Origin of the sequence: Amaricoccus sp. (assembly GCF_017993425.1) — a bacterium.
GTDB lineage: Bacteria > Pseudomonadota > Alphaproteobacteria > Rhodobacterales > Rhodobacteraceae > Amaricoccus.
In genome coordinates this window covers 37606-62004 of sequence record NZ_JAGOMQ010000003.1, presented here as the reverse complement: position 1 = coordinate 62004, position 24399 = coordinate 37606, and the positions used below count along the sequence as shown (strand labels likewise).

At 72.9% G+C, this 24399-nt stretch carries 21 protein-coding genes; 3 read left to right on the top strand and 18 right to left on the bottom strand.

Going from position 1 to position 24399, the window contains the following annotated elements:
* Window positions 1-172 precede the first annotated feature (172 nt).
* From KBB57_RS02150 to KBB57_RS02140, 3 genes are all read left to right on the top strand, one after another.
* On the top strand, window positions 173-2497 hold the full coding sequence (locus KBB57_RS02150; RefSeq protein WP_290746089.1) for a type VI secretion system Vgr family protein: 2325 nt from the start codon (window positions 173-175) through the stop codon (window positions 2495-2497).
* 11 nt (window positions 2498-2508) lie between these two features.
* Complete coding sequence (locus KBB57_RS02145) at window positions 2509-2925, top strand: DUF6484 domain-containing protein (protein ID WP_290746086.1); 417 nt, start codon at window positions 2509-2511, stop codon at window positions 2923-2925.
* A gap of 210 nt (window positions 2926-3135) precedes the next feature.
* The gene (locus tag KBB57_RS02140; RefSeq protein WP_290746083.1) at window positions 3136-4293 is read left to right on the top strand and encodes a HEAT repeat domain-containing protein; all 1158 of its coding nucleotides are present in this window, start codon (window positions 3136-3138) and stop codon (window positions 4291-4293) included.
* 120 nt (window positions 4294-4413) lie between these two features.
* Here the strand turns inward: KBB57_RS02140 and KBB57_RS02135 are convergent, their stop codons facing one another.
* From KBB57_RS02135 to tssA, 18 genes are all read right to left on the bottom strand, one after another.
* On the bottom strand, window positions 4414-5454 hold the full coding sequence (locus KBB57_RS02135; protein WP_290746080.1) for a hypothetical protein: 1041 nt from the start codon (window positions 5452-5454) through the stop codon (window positions 4414-4416).
* Window positions 5442-6524 carry a DUF2169 domain-containing protein gene (locus KBB57_RS02130; RefSeq protein WP_290746077.1) on the bottom strand — a complete coding sequence of 361 codons (1083 nt, stop codon included), beginning with the start codon at window positions 6522-6524 and terminating at the stop codon, window positions 5442-5444. The genes KBB57_RS02135 and KBB57_RS02130 overlap by 13 nt, the downstream gene beginning before the upstream one ends.
* Window positions 6524-7030 carry a hypothetical protein gene (locus tag KBB57_RS02125; RefSeq protein ID WP_290746075.1) on the bottom strand — a complete coding sequence of 169 codons (507 nt, stop codon included), beginning with the start codon at window positions 7028-7030 and terminating at the stop codon, window positions 6524-6526. The genes KBB57_RS02130 and KBB57_RS02125 overlap by 1 nt, the downstream gene beginning before the upstream one ends.
* Window positions 7030-7443 carry a hypothetical protein gene (locus tag KBB57_RS02120; protein ID WP_290746072.1) on the bottom strand — a complete coding sequence of 138 codons (414 nt, stop codon included), beginning with the start codon at window positions 7441-7443 and terminating at the stop codon, window positions 7030-7032. Before KBB57_RS02120 ends, KBB57_RS02125 begins: the two co-directional genes overlap by 1 nt.
* The gene (locus tag KBB57_RS02115) at window positions 7440-8318 is read right to left on the bottom strand and encodes a PAAR-like domain-containing protein (RefSeq protein WP_290746069.1); all 879 of its coding nucleotides are present in this window, start codon (window positions 8316-8318) and stop codon (window positions 7440-7442) included. The genes KBB57_RS02120 and KBB57_RS02115 overlap by 4 nt, the downstream gene beginning before the upstream one ends.
* Window positions 8318-8842 carry a type VI secretion system-associated protein TagF gene (gene tagF, locus KBB57_RS02110; protein WP_290746066.1) on the bottom strand — a complete coding sequence of 175 codons (525 nt, stop codon included), beginning with the start codon at window positions 8840-8842 and terminating at the stop codon, window positions 8318-8320. Before tagF ends, KBB57_RS02115 begins: the two co-directional genes overlap by 1 nt.
* 46 nt (window positions 8843-8888) lie before the next feature.
* Window positions 8889-12419, bottom strand: coding sequence for a type VI secretion system membrane subunit TssM (gene tssM / locus KBB57_RS02105; RefSeq protein WP_290746063.1), 3531 nt, complete (start codon window positions 12417-12419; stop codon window positions 8889-8891).
* Window positions 12419-13744, bottom strand: a complete 1326-nt coding sequence (gene icmH / locus KBB57_RS02100; RefSeq protein WP_290746060.1) for a type IVB secretion system protein IcmH/DotU — start codon at window positions 13742-13744, stop codon at window positions 12419-12421. Before icmH ends, tssM begins: the two co-directional genes overlap by 1 nt.
* A gap of 145 nt (window positions 13745-13889) precedes the next feature.
* The gene (tssK, locus tag KBB57_RS02095) at window positions 13890-15221 is read right to left on the bottom strand and encodes a type VI secretion system baseplate subunit TssK (RefSeq protein WP_290746057.1); all 1332 of its coding nucleotides are present in this window, start codon (window positions 15219-15221) and stop codon (window positions 13890-13892) included.
* A 35-nt stretch (window positions 15222-15256) separates the two neighbouring features.
* Window positions 15257-15721: a type VI secretion system lipoprotein TssJ gene (gene tssJ / locus KBB57_RS02090; protein ID WP_290746054.1), complete on the bottom strand. Its 465-nt coding sequence runs from the start codon at window positions 15719-15721 to the stop codon at window positions 15257-15259.
* On the bottom strand, window positions 15718-17034 hold the full coding sequence (gene tagH, locus KBB57_RS02085; protein WP_290746050.1) for a type VI secretion system-associated FHA domain protein TagH: 1317 nt from the start codon (window positions 17032-17034) through the stop codon (window positions 15718-15720). Before tagH ends, tssJ begins: the two co-directional genes overlap by 4 nt.
* Window positions 17031-18101, bottom strand: a complete 1071-nt coding sequence (tssG, locus tag KBB57_RS02080) for a type VI secretion system baseplate subunit TssG (protein WP_290746047.1) — start codon at window positions 18099-18101, stop codon at window positions 17031-17033. The genes tagH and tssG overlap by 4 nt, the downstream gene beginning before the upstream one ends.
* Window positions 18065-19924: a type VI secretion system baseplate subunit TssF gene (gene tssF, locus KBB57_RS02075; protein WP_290746044.1), complete on the bottom strand. Its 1860-nt coding sequence runs from the start codon at window positions 19922-19924 to the stop codon at window positions 18065-18067. Before tssF ends, tssG begins: the two co-directional genes overlap by 37 nt.
* Before the next feature lie 3 nt (window positions 19925-19927).
* Window positions 19928-20644 (bottom strand): type VI secretion system baseplate subunit TssE, encoded by a 717-nt coding sequence (locus KBB57_RS02070; RefSeq protein WP_290746041.1) that lies wholly within the window; start codon window positions 20642-20644, stop codon window positions 19928-19930.
* A gap of 26 nt (window positions 20645-20670) precedes the next feature.
* Window positions 20671-21126, bottom strand: coding sequence for a type VI secretion system tube protein Hcp (locus KBB57_RS02065; protein WP_290746038.1), 456 nt, complete (start codon window positions 21124-21126; stop codon window positions 20671-20673).
* 41 nt (window positions 21127-21167) lie between these two features.
* Window positions 21168-22673 (bottom strand): type VI secretion system contractile sheath large subunit, encoded by a 1506-nt coding sequence (gene tssC, locus KBB57_RS02060; RefSeq protein ID WP_290746035.1) that lies wholly within the window; start codon window positions 22671-22673, stop codon window positions 21168-21170.
* Between the two features lie 3 nt (window positions 22674-22676).
* Window positions 22677-23201, bottom strand: a complete 525-nt coding sequence (gene tssB / locus KBB57_RS02055) for a type VI secretion system contractile sheath small subunit (protein ID WP_290746032.1) — start codon at window positions 23199-23201, stop codon at window positions 22677-22679.
* Window positions 23202-23216: 15 nt separating this feature from the next.
* Window positions 23217-24335: a type VI secretion system protein TssA gene (tssA, locus tag KBB57_RS02050; protein ID WP_290746029.1), complete on the bottom strand. Its 1119-nt coding sequence runs from the start codon at window positions 24333-24335 to the stop codon at window positions 23217-23219.
* Between the last annotated feature and the right edge of the window lie 64 nt (window positions 24336-24399).

Genomic DNA, 24399 nt, shown 5'->3' with positions numbered 1-24399 from the left:
TTGACCAATGTCCCACTATGGGACGCCTCTCCGGCCGCGCCCCCAGGGGGCCGCGGCGCCGGCCGGAAACGGCCCGACACGCCCCCGACGGGACCCGCAGGATTTCCGCGCGCGACGGCCCCCGGTTGTGCTACGCTCGCGGCAAGAGGCGCAGCCGGAGAATTACCTCCCGATGCCGGAGACCCGCTACATCGTCGCCAAGACCCCCGTCGAGGGGCTCGCCTTCGCCCGCATGGACGGGTTCGACGCGATCAGCCGCTGCTTCGAGTTCACGCTGCGCTTCATCAGCGAGGACTTCGACATCGACCCCCTCAAGCTCCTCGGCGAGGAGATCTCCATCGAGGCCGAGGCCGGCGACCCGCCGCGCTGGTTCTCCGGCCAGGTCGCCGCTTTCCGCCTCGCCCATGTCGAGCGCCGCATCGCCCATTACGAGGCCGAGATCCGCCCCTGGCTGTGGTTCCTCGGCCTCGGCGCCGACAACCGGGTGTTCCAGAACCTCAGCACCGTGGAGATCGTCGAGAAGGTCTTCGCCGCCTGCCCGCAGGCGAAGTTCGAGAAGCGGCTGCGCGGCAGCTACCCGCCGCGGGAATACTGCGTCCAGTACGGCGAGAGCGACCTCGCCTTCGTGTCGCGGCTGCTGGAGGACGAGGGCATCTGGTGGTTCTTCGAGTACGCCGACGGCGGCCACACCCTCGTCCTCGTCGACGACGTGCCGGCGCTGCAACCGGCCCCGGGCTACGAGACCGTGCCCTTCCACTACCGCGAGGACCCGCCGCAGCACGACCGCGAGCACCTCGCCGACTGGGCTCCGGTCGCCACGGCGCGGGCGGGCGGCTACGTCCACACCGACTACGACTTCACCCGCCCGGCGCTGGCGCTCGCCGCGACCGCCACCGCGCCCTTCGAGCACGCGCAGGCCAAGGGCGAGATCTACCACTACCCCGGCGCCCACCGCGAGCTCGACCGCGGCGACGCGCTGGCCCGGGTGCGCCGCGAGGAGGCGCAGGCCGGCCACATCCGCGTCCGCGCCGCCGGCAACGCCCGCGGGCTGGCGGCGGGGGTGTCGTTCAAGCTCGAGGGCTTCCCGCGCGCCGACCAGAACGCCGAGCACTTCGTGCTCCGGGCCGACTACCGCCTCGTCGACCCCGAGCACCGCGCCGCCGCGGAGGCGGTCGGCGAGACCTACCTCGTCACGCTGGAGCTCGCGCCCTCGGCCCTGCCCTTCCGCCCGCCGCGGCTCACGCCCCGGCCGGCGATGCGCGGGGTGCAGACGGCGACGGTGACCGGCCCGGGCGGCGCGGAGATCTACACCGACGCCCATGCCCGCGTGAAGGTGCAGTTCCACTGGGACCGCCTCGGCAAGCGCGACCAGGACAGCTCCTGCTTCATCCGCGTCTCGCAGTCCTGGGCCGGCGGCGGCTGGGGCTTCATCCAGATCCCGCGCATCGGCCAGGAGGTGATCGTCGACTTCCTCGAGGGCGACCCCGACCGGCCGATCATCACCGGCCGCGTCTACAACGGCGCCGAGACGCCGCCCTACGGGCTCCCCGGCAACGAGACGCAGTCGGGCTGGAAGTCGAACTCCTCGCCGGGCGGCGGCGGCTACAACGCGCTGATGTTCGAGGACAAGGCGGGCTCCGAGCTGGTCAGCTTCCAGGCGCAGAAGGACCACGTCCTCCTCGTCAAGAACGACCGCGCCAAGCTCGTCCAGCACGACCAGTCCGACCGGATCGACAACAACGCCAAGCACTCCGTGGGCGTGAACCTCGACGAGGACGTCGGCAAGAACAAGACGACGACCGTCGGCGTCGACCGCACGGTCAAGATCCTCTCGAATGACACCGAGTCGGTGGGCGCCAACCGCAAGCTCAGCGTGGGCGCCGACGAGACGATCAGCGTCACCGCGAACTCGACGGAGACGATCGGCGCGAACCACACCCAGACCGTGACCGCGGTGCAGACGATCACCGTCAAGGCGGCGCGGGTGGACTTCGTCGGCGCCGCCGAGAGCCGCACGGTGATCGGCGCGCAGGTCAACGAGATCGGCGCGATCCGCAGCGTCGGCGTCAAGCTCGCGCAGAGCCACAACATCGGCGCGTCCGACAGCTGGGACGTCGGCGCCGGGCAGACGATCAAGGTCAAGGCCGACCGGGGCATCGACGTCGGCGGCGCGCAGTCGACCAACGTCAAGGGCGCGCGCACGGCCAAGGTCGGCGGCGACGACGGGACCGACGTCACCGGCGGCCGGACCGTCAAGGTCGGCAAGGACAGCGCGCTCGACGTGACCGGCGGCGCCTCGATCAAGGTCGGCAAGAAGCTGATGATCGAGGCCACCGACGAGATCACGCTCAAATGCGGCTCGGCGACGCTGGTGATGAAGAGCGACGGCACGGTGACGATCGACGGCAAGGACGTGACGGCCAAGGCGTCCGGCAAGTTCCTCGCCGACGCGACCGGCGACGCGAAGGTCAAGGGCTCGACGGTCCACAACAACTGAGGAGAGGCGTCATGGAGGCGGTGCGCGAGCGGATCGACGGCGTGGCGATCGGGATGCTGCTCGGCCTCGTCGACGGCCGGCCGCTGGTGGTGTTTCCCGGCAACCGCGAGCCCGCCGGCGTGCCGGCCCGGAGCCTCGCGCCGCTCGGCTCCGACGACCTCGGCGCCGAGGTGGCGCTGCTCTTCGAGGACGGCGATCCCGGCCGCCCGCTCATCGTCGGGCGGATCGTGCGGCCGGGGACCGCGCCCGAGGCCGAGCGTCGGGCGGCCCATGTCAGCATCGTCGGCGAGGAGCGCATAGAGCTGCGCTGCGGCGCGGCGACCATCCTGATGGAGAAGGACGGCCGCATCGTCATCCGCGGCGCGACCGTGGTCAGCCACGCCAGCGGCGCGAACCGCGTCCGCGGCGGCTCGGTGCATCTCAACTGAGGCGAGGGCCTCCCGCCGGCCCCTCCGGACCGGCGTTAACCTTGGTTGCGGAAGGGTTGACGGATTTGGAATTATGACTTTATTTCAATATGTTGATCCGGCTAACACGCGTGCTAGCCCCTGCGCGCCGCCGGCGCGCGGCCCCAACCCGGCCGCGCCCCGGGGCTGGCCGGCGCGGCCAGCCCCGGGGCTCTGAGCCTGACGGCCGCCATGCTCCGCCCGGCGACGATCGCCGCCATCGTCGCCCAGCACGCCGACGACGCGGCCTTCCTGTTCACGCAGCGCGCCCGGCAGGTCGACGGCCGGCTCTTCGGCGAGGCCGACCTCGGCCGGCTCGACCAGCGGCTGACCGCGAACCTCGCCGGCATGACGGCCTCCGGCGAGGCCGGCTGGGAGCTGGCGCTGGCGCGCCTGGCCGAGTTCCCCGAGGCGGGCGAGCTCTTCGTCGTCGCCTGGCTCGCGCTCGGCTCCGGCGAGCCGGCGCTCGTCGAGCGCGCCCTCGCCGCGCTGGCCGAGGCCCCGGGCGCCTTCCGCGGCTTCTCCGGCGCGCTGGCCCGGCACGGCGCCGACCGCCTGCGGCCGCTGGTCGGCCCGTGGCTCGACGCCGCCGCGCCGCTGCTCCGCCGCCTCGCCGTCTGCGCCCTCTCCCACCACCGCGTCGATCCCGGCCGCCGCCTCCCCGCGCTCCTCGCCGATCCCGATCCGGCCGTCCGCGCCCGCGCCCTCCGCCTCGCGGCCGAGCTCGGCCGCACCGACCTCGCCCCCGCCGTCGCCGCGGCGCTCGCCGGCCCCGACCCGGGGCCCCGCTGGCAGGCCGCCCGCGCCGCCTGCCTCCTCGGCCTGCGCCCGCAGGCCGCGGCCGAGGTCGAGCGCCGCGCCGCCCGCGACGGCCCCCTCCGCGCCGCCGCGATCGAGCTCCGCCTCGTCGCCTGGCCCCGCGCCGAGGCGGTGGCCTGGGCCCGCGCCGAGCTGGCCCGCCGCCCCGACGACCCGCTCCTCGTCGCGGCGATCGGCGCCATCGGCGAGCGCACAGCCGTCCCCTGGCTCCTCGAGCGGATGCGCGACCCCGCCCTCGCCCATGCCGCCGGCTGCGCCTTCCGCGATCTCTTCGCCGTGGATTTCGACGCCACCGACGTCTTCGCCGCCGACCCCGAGGCGCTCGGTCCGGCCTTCGCGGCCGCCGACAGCCCCGTCCCGATCGCCGACCGCGCGGCCGCCTGGTGGGAGCGCACCCGCGGCGCCCCCGACGCGCCGCCCTTCGTCCCGCTCCGCCAGTCCCGCCTCGCCGCCCTCCGCGCCGCCGCCGCCACGCCGGACGCCCCCCTCGCCGACTGGCGCCGCACCCGCCCCTACCCCGCCTGGAGCTGACCCGCGCCGGCTGCTGCCCTCTCCCGAATGCCGCGGCGCCCGCGCCTGCGGCGAAACCGGGTCCCGGCGGCCATCGCCGCCGCGCCGGTCTCTCGCCGACTGCCGCAGAGCCCCGCGGAGCTACCCCGCCCCGGCCACCACCGCCGCGGAGCGCAGGCCGGCCTCCGACGCCGTCTCGATCATCGCCGTCCGCCCCGGCGCATAGCCATTCGCGAAGGCGTCCGCCGCCACCATCAGCGCCAGCGCCCCGCCGGCGGCGCCGACCTCGCCCACCGTCATCGCCGGATAGGCCGTCGGCAGCGTCTCCCGCCGGGTGCGGTAGAACCGCGGCCGGGCGATCATCGCCTCCCAGGCCGCGTACCGCTCGCCGTTGCCGTTCGACACCACGAAGTCGATCGCCGGCTCGGCCGGCGCCGGGGCCTCGACCGCCGCCTCCAGCGCGGCGCGGAGCGCGATCCCCTGGCTGTAGCGCTCCGAGCCGACCACCGTCTCCGCCTCGGCCGCGCTTCCCACCCCGAGCGCCGCCGCCGCGGCGCCCGGCTCGCGCACCGCCCTGAGCCGCACGAAGACCGCGCCCTCGCCCGGCACCAGCCCCTGGGCGTTGTCGTCGCCCTTGAGCCGCCCGGCCTTGTCGAGCCGCGCGAGGTCCGCCGCGTTGACGAGGCTGTCCACGCCCCCGAGCAGCACCTGCGCCGCCCCCGCGCCGAGCGCGTCCCGGGCATGGGCGAGCAGCCCGACCACCGCCGCCGCCCCGCCGTCCACCGCCCGCGACGCCGGATGCGCCACGACCCCCGCCGCCGCCAGCACCGCGGCGAGGAACCGCTCCGGCGCCACGTCCGCATAGGCCGGATGGCCGCGGAAGCTCTCCGGCGGGGCCAGCAGCACCACGCTCTCCTCCGCCGCCACCCCGCCGCTCGCCAGCGCCTCCGCGAGCGCGCGGCCCGCCATGTTGACCAGCCACTCCCCCTCCGTCCGCCGCAGCCGCCAATGCGCCGGAATGCGCGCCACGATCTGCACCGCGCCGAACGGATCGTTGCGGATGTATTCCTCGAAGGCCGACAGCGCGCTCCGGATCGCCGCGCAGGTCTGGGCCGCGTCGAGCCCGGCCGGGGTCACCGCCCCCGCCCCGCAGATCCAGAGCGGGGGCGTCAGGGCGCCCATGTCGGCCGGTCGGTGAGCGTGCCGTCGCCGCCGAGCGGGTTGAGGTAGGCCTTGCGCTTCCTCCGCGCGTTCAGCCAGACCGGCGAGACATGCCCGAAGGCGATCTCCCGCAGCGCCGGGGCGTTCCGCCGCGTCACGAAGGCCCGCCGCGCCTTCAACGTCACCCGCTTCAGCTCCGGCTCGATCAGCACGGTGTCCGGCTCGAAGGCGGTCTCCTCGACCCGATCGTCATAGATCAGCCTGACCGGCGCCGCGATCCGCGGCAGCCGGAACTCCCACCGCCCCTCTGGCGTCAGGTTGACGAGCGTCGCAACCGTCCCCGGCGGCAGCGCCGGCGCCTGCTGGTCCTCCGGCGCCGCAAGATGATGCCGCGGATCGAAGTCCTTCGGCGGCAGCGGCCACTGCCCGTCTATCCACGCCTGATCATAGGTCCCCGCATAGCCGATCCGCGGCCGCCACCCCCGCCCGACCACGCCCAGCCCAGCCGGCCGCGGCCTGTCTCCCGGCCCCGCCCCCGCCTCGCCGGGATAGAGCACGTTCGGCGCCTCGCTCAACACCCCCGGATCCGCCGACCGCGCCCCTTTGAACCCAATCCCCACCGGGTTCCGCACCTCGCACTGCCCGTCCTCCGCCGTCCCGCCCCAGGCCCGCTCCCAGACCACGGGCATCGCCGTGAACGGCCGCGCCGCGCTGTACCCCCCGGCCGCCCGCGCCCGGTCCCCGACGACGCTGAGCACCTTCCGCACCGTCCCGACCCGGATCCCCACCTGCACCTCCGCCGCCGCCCGCCCCCCCGGCGCATGGGCGCAGCCGTTGACGATGACGTCCACCGCCGGCTTCACCGGCGCGATGTCCGCCTCGTAGCGGGTGGACGAGAGCGCCGGATCCCCGCTCGGCACGTCCGCAAACGCCACCGGCGTCTGCTCCGCCGCAGGCCGCAGCCCCTCCGCGCCGGCCTCGAAGCTCGCCGAGAGCATGAGCACCAGCACCTCCTGCCCCTCGGCGTCGACCTGCACATGCGTGTCCGCGGCGAACGGCGTCCGGTTCTCGAGCCAGACCGCGAACGCCATCAGCACCAGTTCCCGTTTTCGTCGAGGCCGATCGGCCAGTAGGGCATGGCGGTGATGACCGCCACGACGTGATCCTTCCTAACGTCTGAAGGCCACTTCAAGAGGAGGTCCTGCGGCAATAGATCGGCGGATACGCCAAGATCGGCGACGATGTCCGCCACCTCCAGCCAATAATTCCGCACGGTTGAGACGACGTCGGCCTGGCTCGCCGGACCTGCCGGCCACTGGGCGAACGCGGCCCTTCTTGCCTCGGCAAGGCTGCGATCCCCCGTTAGCTGCCCCTGAACGAGCGCAATCCATGCCTCGAGCGCATCATCGGACACACGCTCCATATCGGAGACATACCGCAGAAAGAGCTTCCTAAGGATCTCTGGCGCATTCCGGATATCCTTAAAAGCATGTTGTGAAACCCGCCCATCCCTCAGGTCAAACGGCGCATAATACAGCCTCATATAACCTAGCCTTACGTCGTGAGCCAAATATTTATCGTATTTGTTCCTTTCCATCAGTATTCCCCTGGATCCACCGGAATAAATACAAAGAACCCTAGGAAATCCTTCAGTTTCGAGTCCTTCGAGATCATTTCTGCCAACAGGACCCCATTGGGGTTGACGTACGCGCCCTCTTCGTCCTCAGCGCTCTCTGCGCCCCACATGTCATCGGTAATAGGCGCGGCTTCCACGGCTTCTTCGTCGGATTCGTTCTTTTCGTTCTCTGCTTGAATCTCGAGGTAGTACCGCCGAAATATCTCGATGAATCTCGGATGGGAGCATGGCCCCATGGGCCAACGGAGTTCGCGGCTTGTACCCCCCTGATTGTTTTCTGCAATCCGTTCCCACCAAGCCAGCAGGGACGGTATGACGCCCCGAAGCTCCGCCTCGTACCTCTTGGCGATCTCGTCGTATGCGTCGTTTGTCATTTTGGAGCTTTGTTCATCAGATTCAGCAGCTTATCCACAAAATTGTCTCCCCAATAATTCGCGGTATACCCCCCTTGGGAATTGGAGCATATCCGGCAGTGAGGCTTGCATGTGTCTAGATCTTGCGCCCAGTCCTTGAATTTCTTTAGCGCCTTTGCTTTGTTTTTTTTGTTCTTGTCGCATGCGCCTTTGCATCCGCCCATATGATGCCAGACGTACGCCTGCGGGGGCTGGTGATCCGCCGTCCAGTTTGGTGATGTCTTCTTCTTCCCCTTGCTGGTCGTCCACGTATTTACCATGCCCCTTGGACAATTTGGCGTCCAGCATCCAGATTTCCTTCCATCCTTATTTGCCTTTTCCTTTTGCTTATCCGTCGGCCTGTGGTGCTTGTAAGCTTCAGCTTCACACTTGGTGCATTTGTATTTTTTATCGAATTTATGCTTCTTCAGGTTTTTCGCAACTTTTGCCTGCACGCATACTATATTTGGCGGAGTGCAGCTCGTGTTCTGCATCATGGGGTGACCATGGCAGCAGACGCCCTTGCCCTCGGCCTGAACCGTGAAGGACCAGAGGGTGAAGTGACCTTTGCCCTTCGTTTTATGGGTGACTACACCGCCGCCTTGTGTAGCAGCCTCGTTGCCCACGCTGGTGCTTACCTCGGATCCATCCTCCAACGCAGTGGGATTGCTCTGGATTTTGACCGTGCGGCTTCCTTTCGTGAGGTCGCCGGCCGAAAGTTTGTTGACGTACGGCACCGGCAGCGGCCCCGCCGGCGGCGGTGGCGGCGTCAGGCATACATCGCCCGGCGCGGTCGCACTGCCGCCGCTTCCCTTGTGAAAGGGCCCCATCCCCTCGGCGAAGACTGTGCAGGACACTATACGTCCTCTTCGTCGGGAACTCGGGCCCGCATAAAGGCCAATCCCTCTCTCATCAAGGAATCTGGCCGACGAAAGTCTACTTCGACGACGTCCGAACCCTCGCTCCAGAAGAAAATGCGAGGCGCTTTTAAACTCCCTGAAATATCTGCGCTGTGCCTCGAAATGTCTTCCGCTATGAAGTTTGGCGCCCACGAGCCTGCCACAGCGGCATCAAGGGCTCCTTCAATGTGCCCGTACCACGCATCCCCCGGATCCGGCGTCTCCCCCAGCCGGGCGATCACGAACGGATACCTTCGCCCCGCCCGGTCCTCGCTCATCCGCCACACGCCGGCGACCGGCTGATCGCCGAACACCCCCGCCGGCACGACGAAGCGCCAGGCGCGGGGGTCGAGGGGCCCGACGTCGGGGCGGGCGAGGAGCTCGGCGGAGAACCAGCAGTCCCAGCGGTCGGTGAAGGAGCGGGGGAGGTTCCAGCTCACGAAGTCGCCCGAGGCCGGGATCTTGCCGAAGAAGCCGGTCATGGGCGGGCCTCGGGGGAGGATCGCCCGTGCAGCGACGGGGGGCGGGTCAGATCTGGGAGGGGCATGCGAAGCCCTCGAAGATCGAGAGGTCGAGCGCGTTCTCGACCGAGGCGGCGCGGAGCTCGAGGTCGGCCCAGTAGCCGCCCTTGCCGAGGCGGAGCGTGAAGACCTCCGGCTGGGCGGTCGGCGAAAGCCGGTTCGCCTGGAGAACCCGCAGCAAGGCCCAGTCGCCGCTCTGGTTCATCATGACCTCGGGCGAGCCGTCGGCGGGATAGAACGTCGCGGTAAAGACCGCGCCGGCCTCGCCCGGCCAGGTCACCGGCACGGCCAGCAGCGGGTTGCCGTAGAAGATCAGCGCCGTCCCGCCGATATTCAGGGTCATCCGCGCCGCATTGGGCGACAACAGCGTCGGCTGCACGGTGAACGCCATCACCGGACCCGATCCGCCGGCGAAGAGGGCGTTGCGCAGCCGGCGCGCCTTCTCGAAGGGGACGAGCGTCGCGGGGTCGCGACGCAGGTCGGACCGCCAGCGCCAGGGGCGGCTCGCCGTGTCGATGTAGGGCGCGAGCTCGTCGTTGGTGAAGGCGTCGAAGACGCCGCCCGGCCCGAACATGCGCTGGAAGTCGAGGAGCGTCACGTCGATCATCGAGCCGCGCACGAAGGGGTAGCGCGTGGCCAGGGCCGCGTCGCAGAGCGGCTTGCCGTCGGCCTTCCAGATCGCGTTCAGCCGCGACACCACCGCCGCCTCGGTCAGCCCGATCGTGTCCCCGGCGATCCCCGCCAGCCAGTCGTCGAGCGGGTCGGGCAGGATCGCCGCCTGGTTCGCCACCTGCCCGGTCAGCTCGGCGAGGCCGCCCTGCTGCTTGATCGCCTCCTCCGGGTTCGGGCTCGCCGCCACCGTCTGCAGCACGTTCGAGAGCGCGGTCAGCGCCGCCTCGACGTCGGTCAGGAGCGGCGGCTGGCCGTCGGTCTCCTGCACCGCGGCGCGGATCGGCTTGAAGTGGTCGGAGACGAGCTGGCCGCTGACCGCCCCCTGCGAGGCGGCGCCCGCGGCGGGGACGAGCTTCGCGCCCTGCTTGGCGAGCTTGCCGAGCTTGCCGAGCTTGGCGAGGATCTTCGAGGCGGCCTTGGGCGGCGGCCCCCCCGCCGCCCCGGCGTCGGCCGGGCGGGCGAGGTCGGTCTCCGCCGCCACCGCCGTCACCAGCCGGCGCAGCGCGGAATCGGCGCTGGAGAGATCCTTGAGGTTGTCGCCGGCCACGGTCAGGTCGGTGAACGGCGCGAGGCGGATGTCGCGCAGGAGCCCGTCCCACCGGGCGATGAAGTCCTCGTAGTAGAGCTTCATGATGTCGTCGGCGAGCGCCGTCACCGAAGGGTCGGAGCTCTCCGGGCAGCCGCCGGCGAAGACCGAGCGGTCGAGCGCCGCCTGCGCGGCCACGTCGTCGATCCGCGCCAGCACCACGTCGTGGAAGCCGGCATAGGTGTAGACGCCGTCGATCCCCACCCGCAGCGTCTTGCCGGAGATCCGGGTGAACACGCGCGGCCCGTTCGGCCCGGCATGGGCGGCCGGAATCCAGTCCTCGAGCGCCACCGCGGCCGGGTCGGAGCGGAGCGCGTTGTAGGCGCGCACCGAGAGCGGGATCGAGCAGATCGAGGCGAGCGCCTGCCCGACCAGCGCCTCGTCGGGGGCGATGTAGCTCTCCTCGACCGCCATCCGCCGCAGCGCCGCGACCTGGTGATCGGCCGCGGCGGCCGTCGGGAACGGGTTCAGCGGAGCGAACTCCGGCAGGCGCGTCGTCCACCACTCGGCGGCGAAGGCCGGGTCCATCTGGGCGAGGCCGGTCATCATCCGGTAGGTCTTCAGCGCGTCGAGCAGGAAGTCCGGGTCGCGGACATGCCGCCACATCGTCGCCTCGAGGAGCGCCACCATCCGCGGCTCGAGGATGTTCCTCAGCCCCCGCTCGTAGGCCGTCGCCTGCGCGGCCGCCATCTCCGCCGCCGGCGAGGGGCCGACGGCGCCGGCGAGCCCGCCGGGCGCCGGGACGGCGGCGTTCTCGATCGTGGTCATCGCCTCCAGCGCCACGTCGAGGTCGAGCGGATCGACCGGGGCCTGCCGCGCCGCCACCGGCGCGAGCGTCGCCTGCAGGCGCTCCAGCGCCGCCGCCTGCGCCGCCGCCGCGCCGCGGCCCGAGAGGTAGGCGAGGGTGAAGACGAGCCCCGCCGCCAGCGCCGCCGCGGCGCAGGCGACCGCCGCGCCGCGCCAGATCCAGGTCCGCCGCTCCTCGGCCGCGGGGTCGAGCACGCCGAGCCCGGCCTCCTTGAACACGACCTCGGTCATCAGGTCCTTGAGGAAGAAGCTCCGCCGCTCGGTGCGCTGGCGCGGCGGCGGCGGGCCGGCGGGCAGGCCGAACGACGAGGCGAGCGCCGCCGTCAGCCGGTCGATCGGCGCGCCCTCCTGCGTCGCCGAGGTCAGGTAGACGCCGCGCAGCCAGGCGCTCTCCTCGTAGCGGCTCTCGCCGAAGACCTTGTCGACGAGGATCCGCAGCGGCTCGGCGAGGCTCGCCACCTGGGCGGGGAAGCGGAAGGTCTCGGCGCGGACGGAGGCCCGCTCCTCGGCCTCCAGCCGCGGCACGATCCGCCGCTCCAGCTCCGCCGCGAGCCCGACCAGCTCGCGCGCCGCCTCGGCCCCGTCGACGCGGGCGCCGGGGGCGAAGGTCGCGCCCCAGACCTGCTCGCGCTGGGCGGTGGTCAGCTCGCCGAAGAACGGCTCGAACCCGGCGACGAGGTCGGCCTTGGTCAGCATCAGATAGACCGGCAGCCGCATCTCGAGCTTCAGCTGCAACTCGTTCAGCCGCTTGCGGATCTCGCCTCCGTGGGCGCGGATCGCCGCGTCGCCGTCGGAGAGCGTCTCGACCGAGAGCGCGACGATCACCCCGTTGAGCGCGCGGCGCCCGCGATGCCTCTTCAGGAGGTCGAGGAAGCCCATCCACTCGGCGGCGTCGACCTCGGGCTGGCTCTCCTGCAGCACGTAGCGGCCCGCGGTGTCGATCAGCACCGCATCCTCGGTGAAGAACCAGTCGCAGTTGCGGGTGCCGCCCACGCCCTGGAGGTCGTCGGTCAGGTCGATCGGGAAGGAGAGCCCCGACTGCCGCAGCGCCGTGGTCTTGCCGGTCGCCGGCGGGCCGATGATCACGTACCACGGCATCTCGCGCAGGAAGCGCCGGCCGCCGAGCTTGCGGCGGCGCAGCTCGGCCAGCACCTCGCGGAACTTCGCGCCGACGGCGGCGACGTTCTCCTCGCCGGGCGCATTCGGCTTCTCCGGCGCCTGCGCCAGCTCGGCGACGAACAGGCGGTTGGCGCGCATCGCCCGCCGCCGCGACAGGATCAGCCACAGGAGCCAGGAGACGAGCAGCGCCCCGATCAGCCCGAGGCGGACGCCTTCTGATGCGAGCGGCGCCGCCTCGCCGAAGGCCAGCGCCGGGCCCCACAGCCAGATCAGCGCCGAGAGCAGCACGAGGCCGATCGCGGTCCAGAGCCAGCGGGACGAGACGATTGACCAGAGGAAGCGCAGGATGGCCATCAGATCCGCTTCTCCACCAGCACCTCGACCCGGCGGTTGAGCGCCCTGCCCTGCCGCGTGCCGTTGTCGGCGACGGGCTCGGTCGCGGCGCGGCCCTCGGCATGAACCAGCTCCGCCGGCACGCCGCCGGCGACGAGGAGCCTGGCGATGGTCTCGGCGCGCGCCTCCGACAGGCGCTGGTTCGAGCTGAGCGGGTTCGAGGATTGCAGCGGGATCGAGTCGGTATGGCCGACGACCGTGACGCCGCCGATGACGTCGGCGTTCTCGACGATCACCTGCGCCAGCGCGGCGATCAGCGGCTCGAAGCCGGGGGTGAGCGCGGCGCGGGCCGACTGGAACACCTCCGGGTCGGTCCACTGGATGACGAGCGTGGTCAGCGAGACGCTCTCGCGGCCGCCGAGCGCCGGGCGCAGCCCCTCGGGCGCGGCGGCGACGAAGGCGGGCAAGAGCTCGAACTCGACCGGCTGCAACGCCTCGGGCGGGGCCGCGGCCGCCGTCGTCTCGACGCGGAACACCTCGGCGCGCTCCGGCGGCGGCACGGCGCGGGCGAGCAGCGCCAGCTCCTCCGACCGGCCGGCGAGGCGGAGCGACAGGCCGACATAGATCGCCGTGACGAGCGCCAGCGCCGCGACGGCGAGCACCCAGATCGGCGCGGCGAAGCGGCGCGGCGCGTCGGGCGCGATCACCCCGCGCCAGTGCGGCGACAGCGGCGCGGCCTCGGTCTCCGGATCGCGCAGCGCCGCCGCGGCGGCCGTCCTGACCGCGGCGAGCGGCCGGTCGCCGGCCCGACCGGGCACCCGGTACTTGCCGCGGAAGCCGAGCGCGAGGCAGAGGTAATGCAGCTCCAGCAGGTCGCGGTCACGGCTCGGGTGGCGCTCCAGCGTCTCCAGCCGGGTGAAGAACTGCTCCCCGGCGTCGACATGGCCGTAGAGCGCGTTGAGAAGCGGCTGGCTCGGCCAGGCGCTGGCCCCGCCCCAGGGCGTGTTGATGGCGAGGTCGTCGAGCAGCGCCGCCACCGCCCAGGCGGCCGCGTCGGCCCGCGCCATCGGCGCCCCGGCCGCCACCGCCGCGTCGCGCCCGGCGACCAGCTCGCGCTCCAGCCGGGCGCGCAGCAGGTCGGAATCGTCCGGGGCCTGCGCCGCCTCCAGCTCCGGGGCGAACTCGAGGAGCGGCCCGAAGGCGACGACGAACGGATTGGGATGCGCCCGGTCGCGCACCACCGGCGCGGCCGGCGCCGCCGCTGCCCGCCGCGCGCCCGAGGGCGGCGGCCGGACCCGGGTGCGGCCGAAATCCTCTGAGAGCCCGAAGGGGTCGTCGTCGCTCATCGGACCATGCCTGCCGCCGCCCGGAGGCCCCGGCCCTTGCATGTGCGACGCGCATCGCTCTTGCCTGCGCGGCGCACGAGCCAGGCGACGGACACACGGCGGCGCTCGCGCTCCCGGACTCCCAAGGCCGCCCGGCGCTCCACGCTCACCTCCTGACCGCGTAGCAGTCGAGCGTCGGCTCGGCGGGCAGCACCCCCGCGACGCCGATCATGAACCCCGGCGCCTCCGCCAGCGAGGCGAAGTGCTCGCTCCCCCGGTCGAGCTCCAGGCACAGCCGGTCGCCGTCATAAGGGATCTCCCGCGGCTGGGAATGCAGCGGCTTCAACCGGATGCCGCGCAGACGCGACCTCCACAGCCCGGGAAACTCGTCCGGCGAGCCGACGGTGACCTGATTGACGAAGATGCGCCGCAGCGCCTCCTCCGACATATCCGAGCCGACCCGGAGCACGATGCGGCTGGCCGCGAGCAGCCCCGGCTCGAGCCGCACCTTCCAGACGTTGGTCTCGTGCTTCCTCACCTCCAACGCCCGCGACTTCGGCTCGACGTAGCGCAGGGTCAGGATCAGCGACCTCAGCGTGTCCGTCAGCGCCGCGAAGGCCGGCCCGGGCGCGAGATGTTCATAGGCCGGCAGCTCCGCCATCCGCCGCGAGCCCGCCCCATAGGTCGCCATCCGCCCCGCCAGCCCCGCCAGCTCCAGGAACAGGTCCGAGGGATGGCAGCCGTTCTGCGCCAGCAGATGCGCCAGCCGCGGCCGCGCCATATTGGCGAGCTCCAGCGCCAGCAGGTTCTCGACGTTCCTCCCTGCGCGCGCGAGGACCACCGGCCCATGCGCCTCCGCCACGCGGTCGAGCCCCGCGATCGTCTCGATCAGCAGGCTCGCATACTCGGGCGCCGCCGCGATCGCCAGCGCCGGCGGCAGGAACCCCTCCGCCAGCGCCACGCCCCCGTCGGCCCGCAGGCCGGCCACGCCCGCGACCGGCAGCGTCGCGTAGCCGCCCGGGTCGCGCCCCGGCGCCAGCAGCAGCGCCTGCGGCCGCGCCAGCTCCACCTCCTCCGGCTCGGCCCCGCCCGCCACCGCGTCGCGCAGCCGCTCGATCCGGCCGCGGAACCGCGCCCCGCTCGGCGCGGCATGGGCCGGATCGAAGGTCGCGCCCCCCGGCGACTCCAGCGGCAGCGCCAGCAGCACCGGCCCGGGCGGCGTGTCCCTCAGGATCGCCACGGGCTCGGGCGGGTCCATCGTCTCGGGGATCGCGAACGGCGTGCCGTCGGGGAACACCCCGCGCGCCGAGACCACCGCCACGCGCCCCGTCTCCAGCAGCGCCCGGTCGACGCTCACCTCGCGGAAGCCGAAGGCCGGCAGCGGCGCCGCGGCGAGGATCGCCCGCACCAGCGCCTCGACATGGCGGTCCTGCTGCTGGAAATGCTGCGGCCGGAGGAAAAGGCCCTCCGACCACAGCACCTTGTCCGCCTCGGCCATGCCCTTGCCCCTGCCTGTTCCCTGCCTCTGCCCCGTCAGCCGAGCGCGAGCGTCATGCCGCCCGGCCCCAGCGTCACCGCGCCCTTCACCTTCGAGCCCGGCGACACCGGGAAGCTCGTCCGCCACACCTTGCTGCCCGGCTCGCGCAGGAGCGCGATGAGCCCCACCGCCGTCGCCTCCGGCTCGACCGAGATCGCCTTGGTCACCGACGCGCCCGCCTGCAGCGCCACCTGGTCGATGCCGACAATGTCGGTGGGCAGCGCCGCCGCCGGATCGGCGGTCAGCGCGAACATGTCCGCCGTCGCGAAGGCGCCCGGATCGCGCAGCCGCAGGATCTGCACCGTGATCGGCCGGTCCACGCCGTCCGGCCCGGGGTTCGCCCCCGGCTGCGCCGTGAACGCGAGCGTCACCGCCGACGGCCCCGGCGGCCCGCCGCAGGCGGCGACCAGCCCGGCCGCCCCGGTCAGGACCAGCATCGTCCGACGCATCATCATCGTCATTCCCCCTTCTCCTCCCCGCCCCTCTCGTAGGCGTCGCGGAAGTCGGTCCCGACCTCGCCGAGGAAGCGCGTCTCCGCGCTCCGGGCGATCTCGCGATACCGCGCCTCGTAAAGCTCCCAGAGCTTCGCCCGCCGCCCGCCGGCGAGCAGCGTCTCCAGCGCCGAGCGCTGCTTCAGCTCCTCCTCCAGCGCCGCCGGCGCGAAACGGTCGATCATCCGCCGGAGCGCCGCCTGCACCCCCCGCCACGCCGCGACATGGTGCTGCGCGAGGTCGCGCACCGCGCCCTGCGCCGCCGCCTCCGGCCCGAGGAAGCCGGCCCGCCCGGCCAGCATGACGTCGAGCGCCGCATCGGCGTTCGGCATGAACTTCAGCGGATTGACCAACACGGCCCCGATCGTGGTCTGCGCCACCCGCGCCTCGCCCTTCTCCTCGGCGCGCTTGCGCAGGAGGTGCATGTAGCCCTCGACCATCAGCCGATACGCCCGCCCCAGCGCCTCCATCTCCGCTTCCACGTCCGCCGCCGGCGCGCCCGGGTCGAGCCCCAGCCCGCGCCGGAACGCCGCCCGCCCCGCATCCGCCGACAGCGCCGCCGGACGGGGCGGCGGGACAGGCGCCGGCTCCGGCGGCGGCCGAGCCGCCTCCCGCCTCGGCTCCGGCGCCGGCGTCTCGACGGCCGGCGCCGGCGCGTCCCAGTCGAAGCTGAACCCGCCGCCAGACGGCGCCGGGGTCGGCGCGGCGGGGCCGGGATCGAAGCTGAACCCGCCGCCAGACGGCGCGGCGGGACAGGGATCGAGGGTGAACGGATCGTCGAAGACCGGCAGCCCGGTCCGCTCCGCGCGCTCCTCCGGCTCGGCGTAGTCCGGGCGCGACGGCGCATCGAACGGATCGGGCAGGCTCGCGGGCCGGGCCGGCGCCGGCTCCGCGGCGCGCGGCGCGAAGAAGTCGTCGAACCCCGCCGCAGCCGCCTCCCGCGGCGCCCCCGCCGACGCGCCCGCCGCGTCGCGCAGCGCCACGCTCACCACGTAGTCGCCGAGCCTGAGCCGCATCCCGTCGGCGAGCCGCGCGGCGTTCCCCTTGCCGAGCGGCGCCCGCGCCTGGTCGACGAAGAGCCCGCCGGTCGAGGTGTCCGTCACCACATAGCCGTCCGGCCCCGCCGCGATCGTGCAATGCGCCCGCGAGACGAACATGTCGGGATCGTCGATCCGCCAGTCGGCCTCGGCGCCGCGGCCGATCACCAGCGCGCCCGCGTCGAGCCGCATCTGCCGCACCGCCTGCGGCCGCGGCCCGCCCTCGAGGGTCAGCACCACGCTCATGACGCCCCCTCGCCCGCGACCAGCCGGCCGAGCCGCAGCTCCGCCCCGAGGCCCGCTTGCGGCGCCAGCCAGCCGTCGCGCCCGAGCCGCGTCGCGCCGAGCCGCGCCGCCGGAACCTCGCCCGGCCGCAGCGCCAGCCGCGCCGCCACCTCCAGCGTGTCGCCGAGGATGCGCCGCGTCGCCGCCGCCAGCGTCGCCAGCCCCGCGCCCCCAGGCAGGAACCGCTCGAACTCGCCCCGCGTCAGCGGCCCCAGCCGGACCTCGATCCGGTCCTGCCGCCGGAACGTCCGCGGCCCCGTCGTCGCCCCCCGCCCCAGCGCCGCGGCCGCCCCGCCGAGCCGCGTCTGCAACCGCGCCGGAACCGGCGTCCAGGCGCCCACGAACTCCGCCAGCGCCACCGGCACGGCGAGGGCCGCGGCGAGGAGCCCGGTCAGCCGCTCCGGCCCCTGCACCTGCCGCGCCAGCGCCGGCGCCAGCGCCAGCCGCAACGCCCCGAGCTCCGGGTCCGCTGTCCCCGGCAGCCCCATCCCGGCCAGCGCCGCCACGATCGCCCGCGGCCGCCCGCCGCCCGCCCGCTCGGCCTGCACCTCCGGCCGGGCATCCGCCCAGGCCCGGTAGAACAGCGCGATCTGCCGATGCTGGAGCATGTTGGCGAAGTCGAGGAAGGTGGTGTCGCTGGTCGCGCCCCCCTCCGTCCCCGCCGCGAACCAGCGCTGCGACAGCCGCTCCAGCACCCAGCCGCTCAGGTGGAGCGGCAGCGGCCCCTCCGGGCCGAGCAGCCCGGGCGAGGCGACGACGACCCGCGCCGGCCGCCCCTCCGCCCCGGGCACGACCTCCGCGACGTCCCGCGTGGCGAAGGCGAGCCGCAGCTGCTGGCCGAGCCGGGCCGGCTCGCGCGCCGGCGGCCCGGCATGGCCGAACCGCCCGCCGCCGCGCTCCAGCCGGCGCAGCAGCTCGCTCGCCTCCAGCCCTCCCAACGCCAGCCCTCCCAACTCCAGCCCGCCCGGGCCGGCGTCGGCGACGGAAGCGGTCAGATCGTCGGGCGTCGGCCCGGCGTCATCGGCCATGCTGCCTCCTCCTGTCGCTGGACGAGCCGGATGCGGGTGCGCACGAAGGCGTTGATCGCCGCGTAGCGCGCGAAGAGCTGGGCGAGCACCGCCGGCAGCAGCAGCGCCGCGTGCCCGGCCAGCGCCGCCTCGTCGACCGTCAGCGTCACCTCCGTGCCGCGGCCGAAGCACATCGGCCCGGCGAGCGGCAGCCGCTCCAGCACCGGCCGCGCCTCGACCCGCGCCAGCGCCCGCGCATGGGCCGCCAGCGCCTGGTCGCCGCGATCGGCATAGAGCCCGACCAGCGCCCGCAGCGGCTCCGCCCCGCGCGGCCCCTCGGCCAGGCCGAGGAAATCCAGCGACAGCTGCGCCACCAGCCGCCAGGCCAGCTCGTCCGCCCGCGTCTCGCCGGCGAGCGCCCGCGGCGGCGCGGCGGCAAGCGACGGCCGCGGCGGCCTGAGCGTGCCGATCAGCGAAACCGCCTCGACCGGATCGCCGGAATCGAGCGTCAGCGCCGGGCTGTCGTCGAGGAGCGCGAGGTCGCGGTTGCTGCACAGCGCCCGCACCGCCAGCCGCCGCAGCGGCCGACCCGCGGCCCCCGGCGGCCGCGACAGCGACAGGAACACGTCGTCGCCGGCATAGGAGCTGCGGAGCTGGCCCTGCCGGCGCTCGTCCTCCGCGGGGCGCCGCGGCCGCCGCTCGGCCGAGTGCATCCAGCCGGAGGCCGGCGCAGCGGCGAGCCCGAACAGCGCCGGCAGCTCCGCCGAGGGTCCGTCCGCATCGGCGTCCTCGACCTTGAGCACCCGGCAGATCTCGAAGTCGCGCGCCCGGGTGCGGTCGGCATGGAGCACCTGCCGCGTCCGCCGCGGATCGACGTCGATGACGTCGCAGTCGCGCTCGAAGAGGTTGACCACCGGCGTCACGAAAAGCCCGAGGTCGCCCGGCGTCACGTCGGCCAGCTCCGGCGCCGGCCGGCGCAGCAGGAACGCCAGCTCGACCGCCCGGTCCGACCGCCGCACCGCCGGGCCGAGCCCCGCGACACGGACGAAATGGAACCGCTCCGGCATCAGGAAATATTCGCGCAGCAGCCGATAGCCCTCGAAGCCCGCCCGCGTCCGCGGCAGCAGCGCCTCGGCGTCGGCGATCCCGACCATCTCCGGCATCCCGGCCGGCGCGAGCGGCCCCGGCGCGCCGCCCGCCGGCCGCGCGCCCACGGCGACCACCGCGCCGTAGAGCGCGTCGAAGAGCGCCGGCGCATGGCCGCGGAAATGCAGGTCCAGCCGGTCGAGCGCCAGCTCGGCGAGGCTCCCCGGCCCCACCCGCGCCAGCGTCACCCGCAGCGCCGCCTCCGCCCCCGGCGCGGCGATCCCCGCGGCCGCGAGGCCGGCCCGGTCGCGCACGTAGTCGCAGCCGGCGATCTCCAGCGGCCACAGCGTCACGTCCTGCGCCGTGACATAGGTCGCCCGCGTGGCGAGCCCCGGCCGCAGCCCCGCCACCAGCCGCGCCCCCCGCGCAACCACGTGGCCGCCGGCCATCCCCTGCACCTGCCGCCCGGGCCGCAGCGTCACCAGGCCCACCGCCGGCCCCGGCGCGACGAGGTCGGGATAGAGCGCGTCGAGCGTCGCCCGCGCGAATCGCGACGCCTCCCCGTCGAGCCGCAGCCGCGTCCGCGCCGCGAGCCAGGCCACCCCCTCGAGCAGCCGCTCCACGTAAGGGTCGGGACAGGGGACCGTATCGAGCGACAGGTTCCGCGCCACCGAGGGATGCAGGTCGGCGAACTCGACGGCGAGGCGGCGCAAGTGGGCGAGCTCGTCCTCGTAATACTCGAGAAACACCCGGTCCATCGCCTAGCCGTCCGCGATCCGGGTCTCGGCATGGCCGCTGTCGAGGTCGACCATCGTCCGGAGCCGCAGCCGCTCCGGAGCCGGCGCCATGATCAGGAGCGCGTCGATCTCGATCGCGAGCCCGCTCCGCTCGCCGGTCGAGACGGTGACCTTCGTCGCGCTCTCGCGCAACCGCGGCTCGAAGGCGGCGAGGATCGCCTTGATCTCCCGCGCCAGCCCCTCGCGGTCGAAGTCCCGCGCCGAGCGCCCGGCAAAGGGCGGCACGCCGAAGTTGACCACGCTCCGCCGCACCTCGGGAAAATCCGCCAGCGACGGCGGGTCGTCCCCGGCCAGCGCCGCCTCGCGGTCGCTCCAGAGCGGCCGCGCGTCGAAGCGCTCGGCGTTGAAGAGCGCCTGGATGTCGCGGCAGACCGCCCGGCGCAGCACGTCCGCCGAGACGACGATGCCCCGCGCCTCCAGCTCCGCCCGCCGCCGCCCGAGCCCGACGAGCCGCATCAGCCCCCGCCGCTCGGCCGGCCCCAGCCCCGCCTCCGCCTCGATCGCCCGCGGCCCGCCGGCGACGAGCGCCGCCACGCGCTCGCCCCCGAGGGCCGCGGCCAGCGCGGCCTCCAGCCCGGCGATCTCCGACTGCACGCCGGGGAGGTCGTTGGCCAGCCGGTCCCACAGCGACGGCTGCGCCGCCTCGCGGGTCGCCCGGATGCCCTCGGCGCCGCCTTCCACGCCGCGCCCTCACGGAACCCGGGCGGTCATTTGCCGACCTGGACGTCCATGGGCTGCGGGTCGCCGTCGACGTAGAGCAGCTCGATCTTCTGATAGGCGAAGGAGACGTCCTCCTCGATCAGGTCGGCCTCCGCCGCCTCCTCCGGCTGGTGCATGTCGAACTTGAGGATCGTCGCCTTGGTCAACGTGATCGTGAAGTAGTCGACCGTCTCGCCCTCGATGGTGCGCCGGGCGGTGAACTTCACCTCGTCGAGGGTCTTGTTCTGGAACAGCGCCTGCGCCAGCGGCGGCGTCGCCATGTCGCAGTACTTCACGAAGGTGACGAGCCCCATCGCCACCCGGCCGCGCCGCCCGAAGGTGTTCGGGTCGTAGGGCGCCTCCATGGTGAACCTGATCGCGTGGATCTCGATCTCCTCCTCGTGCCCGTCGCGCGTGCTCGGGCCGGGGCAGTCCGGAACCTTCAGAAAGCCGTCGATCTTCATCGCAAATCCCCTTGCTCTCTCAAATCAGGCGTAATCGCGCCTCACTGCTTCATCGAGGGCAGCTCCGAGACCAGCCGCAGCGACGCATTGATCCCCTCGAGCTGGTAGTGCGGCCGCAGGTAGAACCGCGCCGCGTAGTAGCCGGGCCGCCCCTCGACGCTGTCGACCTGCACCTCCGCCGCGGCCAGCGGCCGCTTGGCGCGGGCCTTGTCGTCGGCGAAGGCGGGGTTGTTCAGCACGTAGCGGTTGATCCACTCGGTCAGCCACACCTGCATGTCCGCCCGCTCCTTGAACGAGCCGACCTTGTCCCGCGCGATCGCCTTCAGGTAATGCGCGAACCGCGACACCGGGAACAGGTAGGGCAGGTTCGCGCTCAGCCGCTCGTTGGCCTGCGCGTCGGGATCGACCAGCCGCCCGGCCCGCGCCTCGTCGTCCTGCAGCGAATGCGCGCCGATGAAGGCCGCGAGGTCGGTGTTCTTGCGGTGCAGGATCGGCATCAGCCCGAGCTTCGCCAGCTCGGCCTCGCGCCGGTCGTCGATCGCCACCTCGGTCGGGCACTTCATCGCGATCGACCCGTCGTCGGTCGGGAAGGAATGCACCGGCAGGTTCATCACCGCCCCGCCGTTCTCCACCCCGCGGATCTGCGTCCCCCAGCCGAAGAGCTTGTGGCTCCGGTTGATGTTCACCCCCATCGGGAAGGCCGCGTTCATCCACACGTACCTCTCGTGGTCGTCGGCCACCTCCTCGAAGGAGAACCCCTTCACCGGCGTCGTGTCCGCGCCGTAGGGCAGCCGCGCCAGCACCCGCGGCATGGTCAGCCCGATATACCGCGCATCCTCGCTCTCCCGCAGCGACTGCCACGAGGCGTAGGACGGGTTCGAGACGATCTGCTGCAGGTCCTGCGGGTTCGGCAGCTCCTGCCAGCTGTCCATGCGGAACAGCCGCGGCGAGGCGGCGCCGATGAACGGCGCATGGGCCGAGGCGCAGATCCCCGACAGGTTGCGCAACAGGCCGACATCCTTCGGATGGTTCGAGAACTCGTAGGCGCCGAGGAGCACCCCGAACGGCTCGCCGCCGAACATCGAGTACTCGTCCGTATAGACCTTGCTGAACAGCGGGCTCTTGTCCCACATCTGCCCCTCGTAATCCTCGAGGGTGTCGGCCAGCTCCGTCTTGGTGATGTTCATCACCTTGATCTTGAGCTTCTGGTCCGTCTCGGTGTTGTTGACGAGATACCAGAGCCCCCGCCAGGTCCCTTCAAGCGCCGTCACCTCGGGCGCGTGCAGGATCTCGTTCATCTGCTCCGTCAGGATCCCGTCGATGCCGGCGATCAGCGACTTGATCGACTTGATCGCGTTCGACGAGATCGTCGTCGCCTCCGAGCGCGCCCGCGCCGCCACCGCAAGGTTCGCCACCAGCGTCCTCAGCCGGTCGCTGTCGTCCTTCTTGACGCGGAAGTCCTTCTCCAGCAGCTCGCTGAACTCGTCGAGATCGACGGCCTGCGCCTCGGCGACGCCCGGCCCTTCCGGTTCCTTGTCGTCGGCCATCGCCTATTCCTCCGCCTTCATCGCGGCGTCCGCGACCTGCTGCAGCAACGGCTCGTTATTGAGGAGCTGCGCGATGCGCTTCTCCGCATCGACGCGGCCGTCCATGAAGCCGAGAAGCTCGACGAGCTGCCGGCGCATCCGGAGCAGCTCGGCGAGCTGCGGCACCTGCTCGGCCACCTTGTCGGGCGCGAAGTCGCCCATCGAGCCGAAGCTCAGGTCGACGAACATCTCCTCCTCGGCCTCGGCGCCCTCGGGCTTCGGCATGACGTTCCGCACCCGCGCCTTCACCCGCGGCCCGAGCGCCTCCATGAACTTGCCGAAGCGGCCGGCGTCGACGTCGACGAACTTGCGGTCCTGCACCTGCCTCGAGGCCTCCGCCGTCTCGGAGGCGCCGGCGAGGTCTGCCATCACGCCCATGACGAAGGGAAGCTCGATCGTCGTCGGACTGCCGTAATGCTCGACCTCGTAGGCGATCTGCACGCGCGGCGCGCGATTGCGCTCGATCACCTTCGCCTTGGTTTCGCTCATCCCGTGGCCCTCTCGTCAGGATTGCGCCTTCTTCTTCTCGTCGACGCCGGCGAGAAGCTTGAATTCCTTGAGGCCCGCCGGAGCGAGCTCCTCCATCAGCTGCATGAAATCCATCGGCACCATGCGCCGCACCCGCCGCACCAGGTGCGGGATCGGGCTCGCCGGCTCGGTGCGGTCGTAGAACGCGATCACGAGGTCGAGGCAGCGCATCACCTCGTCGCGGCTGCCCAGCCGGTCGGGGATCGGCCCCGCCGCAGCCGCCGCCCCGGCCGCCGGCGCCGCCGTGGCGACCGCGGCCTCCGGGCTTCCCGGCGCCGCCGCCGCGACCGCCGCCGGCCCGCCGCGATCATGCGCCACCGTCGCGGTCAGCCGCGACAGGAACCGCGTCAGCCGCGGCGTCACGTCGCCCTCGCCGATCCGCGCCGCCAGCGACTTCTGCACCTCCCCGAGCGCCGCGCCGGCGGCGACCGCCTCCGCGCGCAACGCCGCAAGCGCCTCGGGCGCCTCGTCGGCCGCCGCGAGGCAGGCCGAGCGCACCCGCGAGATCAGCTGGTCCTGCTCGGCCGCGATCCGCCCCCGCTCGGCCTCGCTCAGCCCTCCCGGCGCCTCCGCGAGGATCGCCCGCGCGTCCAGCATCCCGCGCTCCAGGTCGCGCCCGGTGACCGGGCCGATCCCGCGCGGCGAAAGCCAGGCCGCGGCGGCGAGGTCGCCGAGCAACCCGTCCTGCTCGTTCTCCAGCTGCGCGAGCGCGTTGATCCGCCGCAGCGCCGCCTCGCGCGGGGCCATCCCCTCGCGCAGGTCGGGATGCATGGTGTCCCAATGCTCGTCCACGTTGCGGGCGATCAGCGTCAGCCCGTCCGCCAGCCCCGCGAGGCCGCGCTCGTTCGCCAGCGCCCGCGCGACGATGACGAGCAGCCGCAGGTCGCGTCCCTGCCCGCGCAGCGCCTCGGCGCGGCGCAGCACCTCGGCCCAGTCGACCGGCAGCTCGGTCTGGCCGACCGCGGCGTTGCGGTCGTCGCGCACGACCTCGACGCGCCGCTCCATGAGCCGCTCGAGCTCGTGAAACCGGTGATCGTTGCGCAGGTTCTCCCCGGACGGGTTGGCGCCATCGAGGGGAGCAAGCCAAGGCGACAAGTCAAACAACAGGGAACCCCGCGAAAATAATGCACCGGGACCACGAATTAGCGTGCCACAGGCA

What these genes read in the sequence shown, in the direction of transcription:
- KBB57_RS02150 (WP_290746089.1), top strand. Translation starts at nt 173, where the DNA reads ATGCCGGAGACCCGCTACATCGTCGCCAAGACCCCCGTCGAGGGGCTC.
- KBB57_RS02145 (WP_290746086.1), top strand. Translation starts at nt 2,509, where the DNA reads ATGGAGGCGGTGCGCGAGCGGATCGACGGCGTGGCGATCGGGATGCTG.
- KBB57_RS02140 (WP_290746083.1), top strand. Translation starts at nt 3,136, where the DNA reads ATGCTCCGCCCGGCGACGATCGCCGCCATCGTCGCCCAGCACGCCGAC.
- KBB57_RS02135 (WP_290746080.1), bottom strand. Translation starts at nt 5,454, where the DNA reads ATGGGCGCCCTGACGCCCCCGCTCTGGATCTGCGGGGCGGGGGCGGTG.
- KBB57_RS02130 (WP_290746077.1), bottom strand. Translation starts at nt 6,524, where the DNA reads ATGGCGTTCGCGGTCTGGCTCGAGAACCGGACGCCGTTCGCCGCGGAC.
- KBB57_RS02125 (WP_290746075.1), bottom strand. Translation starts at nt 7,030, where the DNA reads ATGGAAAGGAACAAATACGATAAATATTTGGCTCACGACGTAAGGCTA.
- KBB57_RS02120 (WP_290746072.1), bottom strand. Translation starts at nt 7,443, where the DNA reads ATGACAAACGACGCATACGACGAGATCGCCAAGAGGTACGAGGCGGAG.
- tagF (WP_290746066.1), bottom strand. Translation starts at nt 8,842, where the DNA reads ATGACCGGCTTCTTCGGCAAGATCCCGGCCTCGGGCGACTTCGTGAGC.
- tssM (WP_290746063.1), bottom strand. Translation starts at nt 12,419, where the DNA reads ATGGCCATCCTGCGCTTCCTCTGGTCAATCGTCTCGTCCCGCTGGCTC.
- icmH (WP_290746060.1), bottom strand. Translation starts at nt 13,744, where the DNA reads ATGAGCGACGACGACCCCTTCGGGCTCTCAGAGGATTTCGGCCGCACC.
- tssK (WP_290746057.1), bottom strand. Translation starts at nt 15,221, where the DNA reads ATGGCCGAGGCGGACAAGGTGCTGTGGTCGGAGGGCCTTTTCCTCCGG.
- tssJ (WP_290746054.1), bottom strand. Translation starts at nt 15,721, where the DNA reads ATGACGATGATGATGCGTCGGACGATGCTGGTCCTGACCGGGGCGGCC.
- tagH (WP_290746050.1), bottom strand. Translation starts at nt 17,034, where the DNA reads ATGAGCGTGGTGCTGACCCTCGAGGGCGGGCCGCGGCCGCAGGCGGTG.
- tssG (WP_290746047.1), bottom strand. Translation starts at nt 18,101, where the DNA reads ATGGCCGATGACGCCGGGCCGACGCCCGACGATCTGACCGCTTCCGTC.
- tssF (WP_290746044.1), bottom strand. Translation starts at nt 19,924, where the DNA reads ATGGACCGGGTGTTTCTCGAGTATTACGAGGACGAGCTCGCCCACTTG.
- KBB57_RS02065 (WP_290746038.1), bottom strand. Translation starts at nt 21,126, where the DNA reads ATGAAGATCGACGGCTTTCTGAAGGTTCCGGACTGCCCCGGCCCGAGC.
- tssC (WP_290746035.1), bottom strand. Translation starts at nt 22,673, where the DNA reads ATGGCCGACGACAAGGAACCGGAAGGGCCGGGCGTCGCCGAGGCGCAG.
- tssB (WP_290746032.1), bottom strand. Translation starts at nt 23,201, where the DNA reads ATGAGCGAAACCAAGGCGAAGGTGATCGAGCGCAATCGCGCGCCGCGC.